This window comes from Kocuria coralli (assembly GCF_008831305.1).
Lineage (GTDB): Bacteria > Actinomycetota > Actinomycetes > Actinomycetales > Micrococcaceae > Kocuria > Kocuria coralli.
Genome location: NZ_ML708613.1, coordinates 152,850 through 166,592, shown reverse-complemented (window position 1 = coordinate 166,592; position 13,743 = coordinate 152,850). Strand labels below are relative to the sequence as shown.

At 70.4% G+C, this 13,743-nt stretch carries 15 protein-coding genes; 5 read left to right on the top strand and 10 right to left on the bottom strand.

All coding sequences use genetic code 11. The annotated features are described in order from the left end of the window. Positions 1-37: 37 nt before the first annotated feature. From FCK90_RS05040 to FCK90_RS05030, 4 genes are read right to left on the bottom strand one after another with little or no spacing between them, the layout of a single operon-like run. Positions 38-919, bottom strand: coding sequence for an MFS transporter (locus tag FCK90_RS05040; protein ID WP_281347440.1), 882 nt, complete (start codon positions 917-919; stop codon positions 38-40). Continuing rightward, positions 886-1,338: an MFS transporter gene (locus FCK90_RS15855; protein ID WP_281347439.1), complete on the bottom strand. Its 453-nt coding sequence runs from the start codon at positions 1,336-1,338 to the stop codon at positions 886-888. Before FCK90_RS15855 ends, FCK90_RS05040 begins: the two co-directional genes overlap by 34 nt. Beyond that, positions 1,313-2,092 (bottom strand): ABC transporter ATP-binding protein, encoded by a 780-nt coding sequence (locus FCK90_RS05035; RefSeq protein WP_246179998.1) that lies wholly within the window; start codon positions 2,090-2,092, stop codon positions 1,313-1,315. Before FCK90_RS05035 ends, FCK90_RS15855 begins: the two co-directional genes overlap by 26 nt. After that, positions 2,089-2,904, bottom strand: a complete 816-nt coding sequence (locus FCK90_RS05030) for an ATP-binding cassette domain-containing protein (RefSeq protein WP_158033207.1) — start codon at positions 2,902-2,904, stop codon at positions 2,089-2,091. Before FCK90_RS05030 ends, FCK90_RS05035 begins: the two co-directional genes overlap by 4 nt. A gap of 134 nt (positions 2,905-3,038) precedes the next feature. Between FCK90_RS05030 and FCK90_RS05025 the strand changes: the two genes are divergently transcribed. Continuing rightward, the gene (locus FCK90_RS05025) at positions 3,039-3,866 is read left to right on the top strand and encodes a class I SAM-dependent methyltransferase (RefSeq protein WP_158033206.1); all 828 of its coding nucleotides are present in this window, start codon (positions 3,039-3,041) and stop codon (positions 3,864-3,866) included. Further along, positions 3,863-4,318 carry a hypothetical protein gene (locus FCK90_RS05020; RefSeq protein WP_158033205.1) on the top strand — a complete coding sequence of 152 codons (456 nt, stop codon included), beginning with the start codon at positions 3,863-3,865 and terminating at the stop codon, positions 4,316-4,318. Before FCK90_RS05025 ends, FCK90_RS05020 begins: the two co-directional genes overlap by 4 nt. 18 nt (positions 4,319-4,336) lie before the next feature. On the opposite strand, the gene FCK90_RS05015 is transcribed toward FCK90_RS05020, so the two are convergent. Further along, positions 4,337-5,905, bottom strand: coding sequence for an FAD-dependent oxidoreductase (locus FCK90_RS05015; protein WP_158033204.1), 1,569 nt, complete (start codon positions 5,903-5,905; stop codon positions 4,337-4,339). 90 nt (positions 5,906-5,995) lie between these two features. Between FCK90_RS05015 and FCK90_RS05010 the strand changes: the two genes are divergently transcribed. Together FCK90_RS05010 and FCK90_RS05005 are read left to right on the top strand one after the other, a co-directional pair. Then, a complete protein-coding gene (locus FCK90_RS05010) occupies positions 5,996-6,553 on the top strand; it encodes a helix-turn-helix domain-containing protein (protein WP_158033203.1) in 558 nt (185 codons plus the stop codon). 169 nt (positions 6,554-6,722) lie between these two features. Next, on the top strand, positions 6,723-7,295 hold the full coding sequence (locus tag FCK90_RS05005; RefSeq protein ID WP_158033202.1) for a hypothetical protein: 573 nt from the start codon (positions 6,723-6,725) through the stop codon (positions 7,293-7,295). Between the two features lie 103 nt (positions 7,296-7,398). Here the strand turns inward: FCK90_RS05005 and FCK90_RS05000 are convergent, their stop codons facing one another. Both FCK90_RS05000 and FCK90_RS04995 read right to left on the bottom strand, forming a co-directional pair. Next, positions 7,399-9,129: a glycoside hydrolase family 13 protein gene (locus tag FCK90_RS05000; protein ID WP_158033201.1), complete on the bottom strand. Its 1,731-nt coding sequence runs from the start codon at positions 9,127-9,129 to the stop codon at positions 7,399-7,401. A gap of 125 nt (positions 9,130-9,254) precedes the next feature. Further along, positions 9,255-10,283 carry a GTP-binding protein gene (locus FCK90_RS04995; protein ID WP_181954199.1) on the bottom strand — a complete coding sequence of 343 codons (1,029 nt, stop codon included), beginning with the start codon at positions 10,281-10,283 and terminating at the stop codon, positions 9,255-9,257. Positions 10,284-10,349: 66 nt separating this feature from the next. Between FCK90_RS04995 and ykgO the strand changes: the two genes are divergently transcribed. Further along, positions 10,350-10,472 (top strand): type B 50S ribosomal protein L36, encoded by a 123-nt coding sequence (gene ykgO / locus FCK90_RS04990; protein ID WP_158033199.1) that lies wholly within the window; start codon positions 10,350-10,352, stop codon positions 10,470-10,472. Positions 10,473-10,526: 54 nt separating this feature from the next. Here ykgO and FCK90_RS04985 read toward each other — a convergent pair whose 3' ends face one another. From FCK90_RS04985 to FCK90_RS04975, 3 genes are all read right to left on the bottom strand, one after another. After that, positions 10,527-11,321, bottom strand: coding sequence for a response regulator (locus FCK90_RS04985; RefSeq protein WP_158033198.1), 795 nt, complete (start codon positions 11,319-11,321; stop codon positions 10,527-10,529). Then, positions 11,309-12,622, bottom strand: a complete 1,314-nt coding sequence (locus FCK90_RS04980) for a sensor histidine kinase (protein WP_158033197.1) — start codon at positions 12,620-12,622, stop codon at positions 11,309-11,311. The genes FCK90_RS04985 and FCK90_RS04980 overlap by 13 nt, the downstream gene beginning before the upstream one ends. Before the next feature lie 190 nt (positions 12,623-12,812). Next, entirely contained in the window at positions 12,813-13,715 is a 903-nt protein-coding gene (locus FCK90_RS04975; protein WP_158033196.1) for an SDR family NAD(P)-dependent oxidoreductase, read from the bottom strand. Between the last annotated feature and the right edge of the window lie 28 nt (positions 13,716-13,743).

The window sequence follows — 13,743 nt, the reverse complement described above, 5'->3', positions numbered from 1 at the left end:
CAGTGAGTATCGGGACGGCGCGTATCGGGACGGCGCGTCATTGAGAGGACGAGACGGTGAGTTCTTGGGTGGTGGGCTCGGGTGCCCGGACGGCGGGCAGCACCCAGGGAAGGGCGACGGCGGAGAGCAGCGCGAGCAGCACCAGCGGGGTCCAGGGCAGCCCCGCCCACCAGTGGTGGAGATCGACGGCGTCCACCAGCCGGCCCAGGACGACGTTGCCGGCCAGCACGGCCACTCCGCCGCAGGTGGCCACCAGGCCGTAATAGGCGCCACGGCAGGAGGCCCCGTGCCGGGCGGGGATGAAGGTGGGGACCAGCGAGAGGACGGTCGGCGTGATCATCATGTGTCCCAGGACCAGCACCGCGACGGTGACGGCCACGGGCATCACGGCACTCGGCGCTCCGTCGCCTGTGTGGTCGGAGAGCCCTGCCAGGACCACGAAGGCGGCTCCCACCAAGCCGAATCCGCCCGCCAGTGTGGCTCCGGGTCCGATCCGGCGCGCAGCGGCCGCCACCGGCAGCTGGAGGGACAGGGTGAGAAGCGAGGCGAGCAGGAACAGCGCCCCGAGCCATTCGGGGGCCAGTCCTCGCCGCTCCAGTTCCACCGGAATCGCGAAGTAGAGCTGGTTGTAGGCCAGCAGGTTGACCGAGACCAGCGCGCAGAAGAGCACGAACCGCGGGGTGCGCAGGCATGCGGGTATCCAGCCGGACTCCGGCGCGCCGTCGTCGGGGGTGTTCTCGGGCCGGCGAGGACGCCGGGGCTCAGCGGGCAGACGCCACCACAGCAGAACCGTGACCGCGCTGAACACGGCGATACCGGCGGTCAGCGCGGCATCCAGCCCCCAGCCCAGGAGGGCCGAGCCCAGCACCGGGCCGACGACCGCCCCTACCTCCCCGATGATCGCCAGCCACACGAACACCGAACGGCGCCCCGACGTGCCGCGGGACGGGCCGGTGGGATCGTCGGCATGCGACAGCTGCGCCTCCAGCGCCGGGGAGAACAGGCCCCGCCGACGCCGGTGAGCACCGCCCCGATCAGGAACAGGGTGAAATCTGCGGCCCCGAGCAGTACCGCGTAACCCGCGATGCGCACCAGGCAGCCCGCCAGGATGGACCGGCGGGCTCCCCATCGGTCGGCCAGCAGGCCGCCGATCAGGAACATGCCCTGCTGGCTGAAGGTCCGGGCGCCCAGCACGATCCCGATCGCCGCGGCGGTCATGCCGAACTCGGAGGCCATGGCTCCCGCGAGGAACGGAACCACCGCGTAGAACCCGAGGTTGAAGATCAGTTGCGCCCCCAACAGGGCGCGGGTCTCACGCGGGTAGGAGCGGAATGGCATCCACCAGCTCCTGCGTCGTGGGGTGAGCGGGCCGGTAGAACAGTTCGGAGGTGGGCCCCTCCTCCACAACCCGCCCGTGGTCGAACACCAGGGCGCGCTGACACAGCTGGTGGATCGCCGTGAGGTCGTGGGAGATGAACAGGAGGCCCAGGCCGTCCCGGGCGTGCAGCTGTTTCAGGAGGTCCAGCACCTGATTGCGCAGAGGGAGGTCGAGCCCGCTGACCGCCTCGTCGGCCAGCAGGATCCGGGGTCTGGTCACCAGGGCGCGCGCCATGGCGACGCGCTGGGCCTGTCCGCCGGAGAGCTCGTGAGCGCGCCTGCCCAGGTACCCCGTCACGAGTCCGACCTGCTCCAGAGCATCCTGGACCAGGCTCTTGTGGTCGCCCTCGATGCCGAAGCGCCGCAGCGGCTCCCGCAGCTGGTGTTCGACGGTGCGCCGGGGGTCCAGGCTGGAGGCTGGATCCTGCGGGATGAACTGCACGGCCTGCCGGGCCTCGCGCAACTGCTGGCGGCCGACCAGGGGAGCGCCGTTGAACAGGACTTCGCCTCGGTCGGGGCGCTCCGTCCCGAGCAGCAGGGAGAGCAGGGTCGATTTGCCGGATCCCGAAGGGCCGACCAGACCCAGGGACTCGCCTTCGAGCACGGCGATATCCACGTCCTCCACGGCGGCCACCACCCGGGAGCGGCTGCGGAACGTCCGGGAGAGATCGATACCGCGCAGTGAGGTCGCCTCCGGCTCTGCGCCCACGCTCATGAGACCGCACCCATCGGGACCGCGTCCAGGGCTCCCGCGGCAGGCAGGACACCGGCACGGGCGGCGGCCACCAGGGAGGCGGTGAACGGTGCCTGCGGGGCGCGGAGGATCTGCTCCACGGGCCCGGTCTCCACGATCCGGCCGTGCTGCAGGACCACCACGTCGTCGCAGAGGTCGGCGGCGACAGCCAGGTCGTGGGTGATGAACAGCAACCCGCTCCGTCCTTCACCGGTGCAGCCGCGGAGGGCCTGGACGACCTGGTGCTGGCTGATCATGTCCAGCGCAGTGGTCGGTTCGTCGGCGATCAGCAGGCCCGGTGAGGCGGCCATGGCCAGCGCCAGGCACACCCTCTGCCGCTGGCCGCCCGAGAGCTGGGAGGGGTAGGAGCTCAGCACCCTCGTCGGGTCCTCGAAGCCCACCTGCTCCAGCAGGTCGCGGACGATCTTCGCCGCGGCGGTCGTGGCGACCTGCCGTCGCCGGGCCACCACGGGAAGGAGCTGACGGTCAAGGCGCACCACGGGGTTCAGGGCGGCCTGGGAGTCCTGGAAGACGGCCGCCATCCCGGGGCGCCGGCCAGGGGCCTGGCGCCAGGGCAGCTCACGGCCGGCGACCTTCAGGGAGCCCTTCACCTCGAAATGCCGCCCCAGCAAGCCGAGCAGGGCCAGCACCGTCAGGGACTTGCCGGACCCCGATGCGCCCAGGAGGGCGAGCCTCTGACCCGGGCGCACCCGGAGGCTCACGTCGTGCAGCAAGGAGCGGCCCGCCACAGCGACGGCGAGATCCGATACCTCCACTTCGGCATCACTGGACACGGTTTCCCCTGATCGTGATTGTTGATTGCCTCACAGATTAATGAGACTCATTATCGTTTATCAAGACGACGGGCGTGTCGCTCATCACGTGGCATCTCTTGTTATTGAATATTGTTCTCATCTAGGCTGCTCGCATGGTGCCCGCCCAAGAGAACTACAGCCGAGCCTTCGACCACGTCGAGGAGGCGTTCGACCGGCTCGACACGGCCTTGTGGGGGCCCGTCAGCCAGGAGACCGTTGCACTGTCGGATCCCCGCCCCGGGGAGCATGTGCTGGATGCCTGCTGTGGGAACGGAGCCTCCGCCCTGCCCGCCGCCCGACGGGTGGGACCCACCGGAACGGTATGGGGCGTGGACACCTCGGAACGGCAGATCCGCGCCGCCAGGGACCGGTGCTCTGCCGAGGGTCTCGGCTGGGCCCGTTTCACCGTCGCCGACGCCACGGCATTGCCGCCCCGGCCCTTCGGATACGACCTGGTGCAATGCGTTCTGGGCATCTTCTTCTTCCCCGAGATGACCACCGGTACCGAGCATCTCCTCGCCCAGGCTCGTCCGGGCGGGCGCGTGGCGCTGACCATCTGGCAGAAGGGCGCGATGGAAACCGTGGCGCGCCACCTCATCGCCGCCGTGGAGCCGATCGCCCCGGCGGTGGCGGAGGCAGCCGCCACGCGCGCCGAGCGAGCGGAGATCTACCGGATCGACACACCTCCGGTCTTCACCCGCTGGCTGGAAGAGCGCGGCCTGGAGGAGGTGGTGGTGACCACCTGCCCCTACTCCGTACAGCTCACGGACGATCTGGCCTGGGACCTGGTGATCGGCTCCGGCTTCCGGGCGCTGCTTGCAGACCTCGGGGACCGTCAGGTGGAACAGGTCCGGAAGGACTATCTCGAACGATTGCACGCCCACGGGGTCGGCCGGGTCGACGCCACCACCCTCGTAGGCATGGGAAGGACCAGACAGTGACAGACGATAAGAGATCGAGACGGACGGACGCCGAGGCCAGCGGCCCCGTCCTGGCCTGGTGCATGGGGCCGCGATGCACCGCCCTGCGACGCCTCGCCCAGCCCGCCGATCAGACCGGCCAGCCCGATCAGACCGACCTGATGCACTCGACGATCCGGCAGACACGGGGAGCGGTGCTGATCAGCTCACCGTGCCTGGGCCGCTGCGAGCTCGCCAGCGTGGCCGCCGTCGCGCGCCGGGACGGGCCGAGCGGCCAGATCGGGCCCCTGGCCTGGTTCACCGGGCTTGAGCAGGAGAAGCGCTTCCGCGCCCTGCAGGCATGGATCCTCGCCGGAGGCCCGCAGCAGATCCTGCAGCCGGCACGGGTCCTGCCGCCGACGCTGGCGAAGGCGAGGTGCGGCGTCACCGCGCCACCCAGAATCCACCGGAGCGAGGATCGGAGCTCCAGCTAGGGCCGCGGCGCGGGTGGCTCAGCGGCGCTGGAGCAGCACGATCGAGTCGTCGATCGTGGCATGGTCGCCATGCGGGCCCGTGACCTCCCGGGGACGGGTCTCGGCGATCCGCACCGCCCACTGGCCGGCGTCGAGGCCGAGCTCGGCGATCTCCTCCTCCGGTCCGAGGAAGCGCGGCTCGAGCGCCTTCGGCAGGTTTCCCCACGGCGGCACGGTGGCATGGGAGGTGATCAGCAGGTGCCCGCCCGGTGCGACCCGCTGCGCCGCCGCCCGCAGGATCTCCGTGCGGGGCAGATCGACCGGCGAATGCAGGAAGCTCGCCGTGACCAGGTCGTACCGGGCCTCGTCGTCGAGCGTGGAGACGTCGGCGGCCCTGAAGGAGATCCGGCCCTCGGGGATCTCCGCGGTGCGCGCGGCTTCGGCGGCGCGGCGGATCGCGGTCTCGGAGATGTCGATCCCCGTGGCGGTCCAGCCGTGCCGGGCGAGCCAGATCGCATCCGCGCCCTCCCCGCATCCCAGATCCAGGGCCCATCCGGGCTGCAGGTCTGCAGCGACCCCGGCGAGGACGTGGTTGACCTGCCCTGACCACATCCGGTCGGCGGCGGTGTACCGGTGCTCCCAATAGTCGCTCGGCAGCAGATCCGCCCAGTTGGCCGGGTCCCCGGCGGCCCGATCAAAGTCCTCGCCGACCAGCGCAGCGTTGACCGCCCCACCGGTGTAGGCGCCCGCGCCCATGCACATGGGGACCGTCAGGGCCGGGTTGACCACATTGCCGATCGCCCAGATGCGATCGCTGCTGGTCTTGCCCATCGCATCGACCTGCAGGAAACGGCCCATGGGCGTATCCGCCGTCTCCAGTCCGAGGTGCCCCAGGAAGGCGTCATGGGGCCGCGGGCGGCCTGCCACGAACAGCGCGTCGATCTCGGTCAGTACACCGTCGGCGGTCCGTACTGCCGAGATGCGGTCGGCGGACTCGCCCAGGACCTGCTCCACGGGCGAGGCCACGAGGTCGACGCCCCGGGAGCGCAGCCGGAACTCGGTGGCCATGTCCAGCGGTTCGGCCCCCGCGGTGAACACGGTCACGCGGTCGCTCCACTGCCGGACGAGCTGGGCCTGATGCAGGCCCATGGGCGAGGTGACCAGGACGCCCAGGCGCTGATCGGCCACCTCCCAGCCGTGGCAGTAGGGGCAGTGCAGCACGGTCCGCCCCCAGCGCTCGGCCAGGCCCGGGACCTCGGGAAGTTCGTCGGACATGCCGGTTGCGACGACGAGCGCCCGGGCGCGGATGACCCCCTGATCGCGGAGCAGGACCTCGACCCCGGCTTCGGCCTCCTCCACCCGCTCGACCGTTCCGGCCCTGAACTCCACCCCGTAGGCCGAGGCCTCCGACCTGCCCTGTTCGAGCAACTCGGCGGGCGGGCGCCCCTCGTTGCCCAGCACCCCGTGCATGTGCGCGGCGAAACGATTGCGGGGGCTCCCGGCGTCGACCACGAGCGTGCGCCGGCGCGCCCGGCCGAGCATGAGAGCGGCGCTCAGCCCCGCGGCGCTGCCACCGATGATCACGACATCCCAATCCATGTTCTCCATGCGGCCAGTGTGACCGTAAGATGATGAACCGGCAAAACAATTTGCGTAATTGGCAAAGAGCGCCGATCACCGGATAACGGAGGGACGCCGATGAACCGCGAGCTCGATCTGGTCGGGGCACGCCTGAGGGCGGCCCGCCACGCCCGTTCCCTGACCCTGAAACAGGCGGCGCAGCAAGCCGGGATGTCGGCGAGCACCCTGTCGAGGCTGGAGTCCGGCAAGCGCCAGGCGTCGCTGGAACTCCTGGTCCCCCTGACCCGGCTCCTGGGCATCCGGATCGATGACCTCGTGCAACGGGAGAGTCCCGACCCCAGGGTGCGCCGGCCGGTGATCCAGCGGGACGGGCTCACGATCGCCCCGCTGGCCCCGGAGGGCTCCGCGATCCACACGTACAAGATCGTGTATCCGCCCGTCGACACGCTGCCGGAGCTGCGGACGCACGAGGGTTACGAGTGGCTCTACGTCCTGTCGGGCAGGCTCAGGCTGCGGCTGGGCGAACAGGACCTGGTCCTGACCCGGGGCGAGGCGGCCGAGTTCGACACGCACGTTCCCCACGCGATGAGCGCTGCGGGCGAGCGCCCCGCGCAGGTGCTCAGCATCTTCAACGACGAGGGCGTGCGCATGCACACCCATATCGCCGAGTCATGAACGGTCGTCCCGATGACCCCTCTACTCCGTCGAGATGCGAGTTCAGCCGCCCATCGGCGCCGATGGGCGGCTGAACTCGCATCTCGACGGAGGGGACAACGCAGGCTCCGGCTCTATGCTGTCGCACAGGAGGCCGGACAGCTCCCAGCCCGGGCCCAGGAAGGTACGCATGACACCGGCACGACCCGCCACCCCGCCGTCGCGAGCGGCTGCCATCGAGAAGGCCACCGGGCTGGCCTGGAGCGAATGGGCGCGCATTCTCGACGACGCCGGAGGGGACGACCTGCCCCACAACGTCCTGGCTGACGCCGCCTACAAGGCGATGCCGGCCTCCGTGCCCAACACCGGATGGTGGGCGCAGTCCGTGGCGGTGGCCTACGAGCAGTGGATCGGACGCCGGATCAAAGGCCAGGCCCACGACGGGACCTTCCAGGTATCGGCCACCCGCACCCTCCCGGGAACCATGCGCGAGGTCTTCGACCGGTGGTGCGAGGCCGCCGGGGACCTCGGCGAGCTCGACGGCCTGGCGGTCACCGACGGACCGAGGACGTCGGGCACCGGCAAGCGCCTGCACTGGGGCGTGACCTTCGCGGACGGCAGCCGCGGGAGCGTCGATGTCAGCCCCAAGGAGTCCAAGGACGACCCCAAGGTGCTGGTGGCGGCCTCCCACGTCAACCTGGCGAGCCCCGACGACCTCGAACGCTGGCGCGCGATCTGGAAGGACCGGCTCAAGGAGCTGTAGCCCCGGATGGGCGAAGCAGACGAACCGGGAGTCCGGTCGCTCATCAATCGCGATGGGCGACCGGACTCCCGGTGCGGCGAGGGCGTGCAGCCGGCAGCCGGCCTCAGTCGGTCTTGAGCCACACCGTGGTCTCGCCGGGCAGCGTGGAGCCTTCCACCGGGGTGCTGGCGACGACGACCTCACCGGCGGGCAGCTCGACCGGCTCCGACCCGAAGTTGGTCACCGACTCCCAGCCGCCGGGACGGACGATGTGCACCACCTCGCCGCCGTCGAGCGGGCCCCAGGCCATCTGCTCGGCCCCCTGCAGGCGCCGGCGGGCGGCCAGGGCGGCCCGGTACAGGTTCAGCGTCGACTCCTCGTCCTCGTTCTCGGCATCGACGGCGTGCTCGGCGAACCAGCCGGGCTGCGGCAGGAACGCCGGGCCGCCGAAGCCGTAGTCCTCGGCCGCCTTCTCCCAGGGAAGCGGCACGCGGCAGCCGTCGCGGCCCTGGTCCTTGCCCGGGTTGCGGAAGAAGGAGGGGTCCTGGCGTTCGTCGGCGGCGATCTCCAGGACCTCGTACAGGCCGAGCTCCGAGCCCTGGTAGACGTAAGCGGACCCGGGCAGGGCCAGGATCAGCAGTTCGGCGGCCCGTGCGCGGCGCAGGCCCTTGGCGCGGTCCAGCAACTCGTCCGGGGAGTCCAGGAGCAGCCACTGCTTGGCCGCCACGCTCAGATCGGTCCCGCCCGACGGCGTCCGGGGGTGCTCCTCGAGGCGCTCGAGCAGCCCGTCCAGATCCAGGCCGTAGCGGGTGGGATGGCGGACGATGTCGTGGTTGGACAGCACCCAGGTGGACGAGGCCCCGCTGCGCTGCGCCTCGTCCAGGTTCTTGGTGATCGCCCGGCGGAAGTTCTCCGCGGTGAACGGCACCTCCAGCAGGTCGAAGCTGAAGGCCTGACCCAGGCCGTCCGGGCTGGCGTAACGAGCCAGGCGGTCCGGGTGGACCCATGCCTCGGCCACGGCCGTGCGCGGGGGGTCGTATTCGTTGAAGACCTTGCGCCACTCGGCGTAGATGTCGTGGACCTCGTCCCGGTCCCAGAAGGGGTGGGCGCCGAAGTGCTCGAACTCGTTGGGCAGCGCGTGGGTGTCCGAGAGCTCCTCGCCGAGGTCCTTGACCAGGGCGTGGGCGACGTCGATCCGGAACCCGTCGACCCCGCGATCCGACCAGAACCGGAGCGTGGTGAGGAACTCCTGATGGACCTCCGGGTTGTCCCAGTTCCAGTCGGGCTGCTCGCTGGCGAAGAGGTGCAGGTACCACTGGCCGGGGGTGCCGTCGGCCTCGGTCACCCGGGTCCAGGCGGGGCCGCCGAACTGGGACTCCCAGTCGGCCGGCGGCAGCTCCCCGTTCTCGCCCCGGCCCTCGCGGAAGATGTACCGGTCGCGTTCCGGTGAGCCCGGAGCGGCCGCCAGGGCCTCCTGGAACCACCGGTGGAGGTTGGAGCTGTGGTTCGGGACGATGTCCACGACCACCTTGATCTGGCGGGCGTGCAGCGCCGCGACCATCTCGTCGAAGTCCTCGAGTGTGCCCAGCCGCGGATCGACGTCGCGGTAGTCGTCGACGTCGTACCCGCCGTCGGCCAGCTGCGAGGGGTAGAACGGGCTGAGCCAGACGGCGTCGATCCCGAGGTCCTGGAGGTAGTCGGCCTTGGCGGTCACACCGGGGATGTCGCCCAGCCCGTCCCCGTTGGAGTCGTTGAAGCTGCGGGGGTAGATCTGGTAGACCGCCGCCTGGCGCCACCAATCCGCGCTGTTGAACAGCGGATTCTCCGCCAGTGTTTCCTGTCCGGGCAGGGACATGTACGTGCCTCCTCGATGCATGGTGTCTCGCTGATCGCGTCGCCCACCAGACTATGGGCTCATGCGCTGAATGCACGAGCCGCCCGGAGCCGCCCCCGCCTACGGAACGGGTGCTTCACGGGCCGTCACTGGTCGGCCGTGCTCCAGCCGGGGAAGGGGTCGGGGTAGGTGGCCCACTCCATGGGACCCGCGGTCAGCTCCCGATCCGTGAGGGCGGCGCCGTCCAGCTCCTCGGCGAGCCGGTCGGCATCCACCCCGAGTCCCATCAGGACGAGGTCCTGGCCCAGCGCCAGGGGCTCGTCGTCAGCGGAGAGCTCATGATCGAGGCACGCCGGCGCGAGGGAGAGGTGGGCACCCACCTGGTCCCAGTGGGCGGTGACGTGCGGGCGCGTGGCCAGGTGGACGAAACCGGCCGAGCGCAGCAGCATGCCGTCATCGCAGGAGGCCGTAAAACGGCTGATCACATCCGAGAACCGGCCGGGATGCATCGGACGCAGCTGCTCGTACCTGAAGGACACGACGTCGGGGTCCTCGAAGCGGGGGTGGAAATCGTCGTTGAGCAGGCTGAGCCAGCCCGCCTGCGTCTGCTCCTTGCGGAATCCGCCCAGCCATCTGCGCGCGGGAGGCCCCGCGGAGGACGTGGCCACGTCCAGTTGCGCCTTGGGGGCCAGGTGGCTGATCAGGCTCAGCAGCAGATTCAGTTCCTGGGAACCCAGGTGCTCGGCATTGACCAGGACCACCGCTGAGGCGTACTCGATCTGGGTCACCACCAGCTCTCCCCGGCAGAGGCGGGCCGCAGGATCTCCCTGCCCGCCAGGCCCGGCCGTATCGAGCCGCTCCGTCGAGGTCAGGTCCGCGATGAGATGGGGTGCGTCGACGACGCAGATCAGATCGGTGAGCTCCACGGGCGCGCCCCCGTCGACGATCTCCCCGATGATCTCCAGCGCCGGCACCTGCACCGGGTACTCCAGCACCACCGCCCGCCGTGCCGCATGCCCGTGGGAGACCCTGACGGCGCGTTCAAGCGCCGAGCAGTCCTGGTCCGGGTGGCGAGCGGCGATCAGCTCCGCGTCCCAGTACCTCGCGAGCCAGCGCGCGTACCGGTGGCGCTCCGGGCCGCAGGCCCCGACGACGGCGGTGACCTCCGTCTTCATTCGCATCCTCTTCTCACACGGCGTATGGTCTTCCTAAATGCTAACCATTCTCATTAGGAGGAACAAATGAAGGTCCGGAACTCCCTGCGCTCGCTCAAGAACAAGCCCGGCGCCCAGGTCATCCGCCGGCGGGGCAAGACCTATGTGATCAACAAGAAGAACCCCCGCTTCAAGGCCAGGCAGGGCTGAGGCTCACGCCTGCGGACATCGACGCCGGCGGGAGCGGCGCGCCGTTCCGGCCGGTTACCTCCGGCCGTGCTGGAGCACCATGATGGCCACCTGGACCCGGTTGGTCACGTCCAATTTGGTGAAGACCCTGGCCACATGGGTCTTCACCGTAGTGATGGACAGGAACATCTCCTCGGCGATCTCCGTGTTGGTCAGCCCCCGGGCCACCGCGTCGGCGATCTCCCGCTCCCGGTCGCTGAGGGCGTCGAGCGGGTCCGGTCCGGCCGGCCGCCCGGGCGCCGCCTGGGCACCCGTCGCATCGCCCGCTGCGCCACGCAAGGCGGCCCCCTCGCCCTCCGTCGCCTCCTGCTGGACCGGGCGCCGGCCCTGCGCCGCCGCCACGGAGATCAGGTGCGACAGGACCGAGGGCGACACGCTCGAGGTCCCCACGGCCGCGTCCTGCACCGCCCGGACCAGGTTCCTGGGCGGGGTGTCCTTGAGCAGGAAGCCGATGGCCCCGGCCTCCAGCGCGTCCAGGATGAAGGCGTCGGTGTCGAAGGCCGTCAGCATGAGCACCTGCGGCGGGTCCGGCAGCGCCCTCACGCCCCGGCAGCCCTGGATCCCGTCCGTCCCCGGCATGCGGATGTCCATGAGCACCACGTCAGGGTGCACCCGGCCGGCGACGCCGACCGCCTCCTGGCCGTTGCCGGCCTCGCCCACCACGCTGATGTTCTCGGCCCCGTCCAGGATCAGGCGCAGACCGGCGCGCATGAGGGCCTCGTCGTCCACGAGCAGGACACGGACCACCCCGGCGGGCTGAGCCTCGGCCGAGGTGGATGCAGGTCCTGCGGAATCGTTCAACTGCGGCATGGGACGGTGGCCTCCAGACGGAATTCATCCCTGGTCTTGGTGGTCCTGACGTTACCGCCCAGCGCCCGGGCGCGTTCGTCCAGGCCGATCAGCCCGAAGCCCGAGCGCTGCCCGATACCCCGGCCGGTTCCCCTCGGATCGCTCGGGGACCCGGGCAAGGGGTTGGTGACGGTCAGGTGCACTTCGTCGTCGTCGCCCTGCCAGCGAACCGCAATGGGAGCACCGGGGGCGTGCTTGACGGCGTTGGTGAGCGCCTCCTGGAGCATGCGGTACAAGGCTCGCGACGCCGTATCCGGCACCTCGCTGAGCGGCGGCCGGTCGACCACCACGTCGATCCGGATGCCGGTGGAGCGCATCTCCTCGAGCAGCCCGTCGGCCAGCGTCAGGTCGGGCTCGGGACGGGTGTCGGAGGGATCGTCGCGCAGCACGTCGAGCACCGTGCGCAGCTCGGCCGAGGCCGTGGAGGCGGTCTGCTGCACCAGGCGGGCGGTCGAGCGCACGGTGTCCCGGTCCAGGTCCTCGCGGTAGTCCAGCGCCCCGGCGTAGGTGCTGATCAGGGCCAGGCGATGGGACAGGGTGTCGTGCATCTCCCGGGCGATCCGGGTCCGCTCCTCGGCACGGGTCTTCGCCACGCGGGCCTGCTCGGCCCGCACCAGGGCCTCGGCTTCACGGCGCGCGGTCGCGGCCTCGGAGCGCAGCGCCCGGATCTGACGACGACGGCTCCACCGGAGCAGCCCGATCACCATGGGCAGCGCGGTGATGGCGATGCCCAGGGCGATGGCCATCAGCGTTGCCCAGAGGTCCCCGCCGCTCGGGAAGACGAAGAAGCCCGCGGCGACGGAGACCAGCGCCACGGGAGGGATGCAGTAGATCCACCGCCGGTTACCCCGTGAGCAGATCGAGACGATGGCGATGAACCAGGCGGGGAAGGCCGAGCTGGAGGCAGTCACCAGCAACCCGATCACCAGGGCTGCGATGAGCGCGGAGACCGGCTCCTTCAGCTGGAAGACCTCGGACCTGTCCCCCGATTCCAGCAGCTGGGACTCCGGCGCCCGGCGGAGGGCGACCGGCAGCAACCCGACCGCCACCAGTCCCAGCGCGACGTCGATCGCCATCATCGTGCGCAGTTGCTGCTCCGAATAGGGGAACCCCGCCATCTCCGGCGTCCCGTCGGAGATCAGGACCCCCACCACGCCGAAGGCCAGCGTGGTCAGGAGCGGCCCGATGATGAAGGCCAGCAGGGTCAGCCCCGTCACCATCCACCGGCGCCTGGTGCCTGCTCTGCCCTTACGTTCAACCATGCAGTCAGACTAGGGGCGCGGGCCTGCCCGGGGCGTCCTCCGGAAGCAGGAGCCGGGGCGGCACAAAGGATGAATCGCCCGACGCTGCTCATCGCCGTCGTCGGCCGGAAGAACACGGAAAAGTGCAGGGATCGTGCCCTGAAATGCACTTTTCCGTGTTCGGAACGATGGACGTCGCGACCGGAAGGGCTCAGCCGGTGAACGCCGGCAGCTGCGTGCCGGTCTCCCCCTCGGCGAAGGTCCAGAACGCGTCGGCCAGTTCCGGGTTGGAGGCGTGGGGGGAGCGTCCCAGCAACGACGGCGCCCCCTTCAGCTGGCCGCGGCGGCCGGGGCCCACATAGCTGCACTCGGGCAGATCGCGGGTGGCCGCGATCAGGGAGTTCTGGGCGCCATCGCTGGCGGACTGCCCTCCGAAGTTCGCGGAGACGGTCACGAACTTGTTGAACACCTGCGAGGGAGAGTGGTTCTGGAGGTTCGTCTGGACCCACCCGGGATGCACGAGCTGCACGGCCCGGCGCGGAGCCCCCTCGTGGTCCGCGGCGCGGGTGAGCCTGCGGGACAGGCCCAGCCCCCACAGCATGTCCGCCAGCTTGGACTGGCCGTAGGCAGAGGTGAACGAGAAACGACGGCGCAGGAAGTGCGGATCGTCGAAGTCCATCTCCACCCAGCGGTGGGCTCCGGAGGCCACGATCACGATCCGGTCCTTCACCCACGGAAGGATCAGGTTGGTGAAGGCGAACGGGCCCAGGGCGTTGGTGCCGAGCATGAGCTCGAAGCCGTCGGCCGTCTCCTCCCTGGAGCCGGCGACCGCCCCGGCGTTGTTGACCAGGACGTCCACGGGCTCGTCCAGGGCGGCCGCCGCCGCATGGACGGACGCCAGCTCCGCGAGGTCCACGCGAAGCAGGCGGGCATTGCCCAGTTCGCTCACCAGCTCGGAACCGCGCTGCTCGTTGCGGGCGGCCACGATCACGCGCGCCCCGGCACGCGAGGCGTCACGGGCGGTCTCCTTGCCCAGTCCGTTCGTGGCTCCCGTGACCAGCCATGTACGGCCCGTCTGATCCGGTAATGACAGTGGTGGCAGAAAGTTACGCATAGGCATTCATTATGCGGGCCGGCTACCG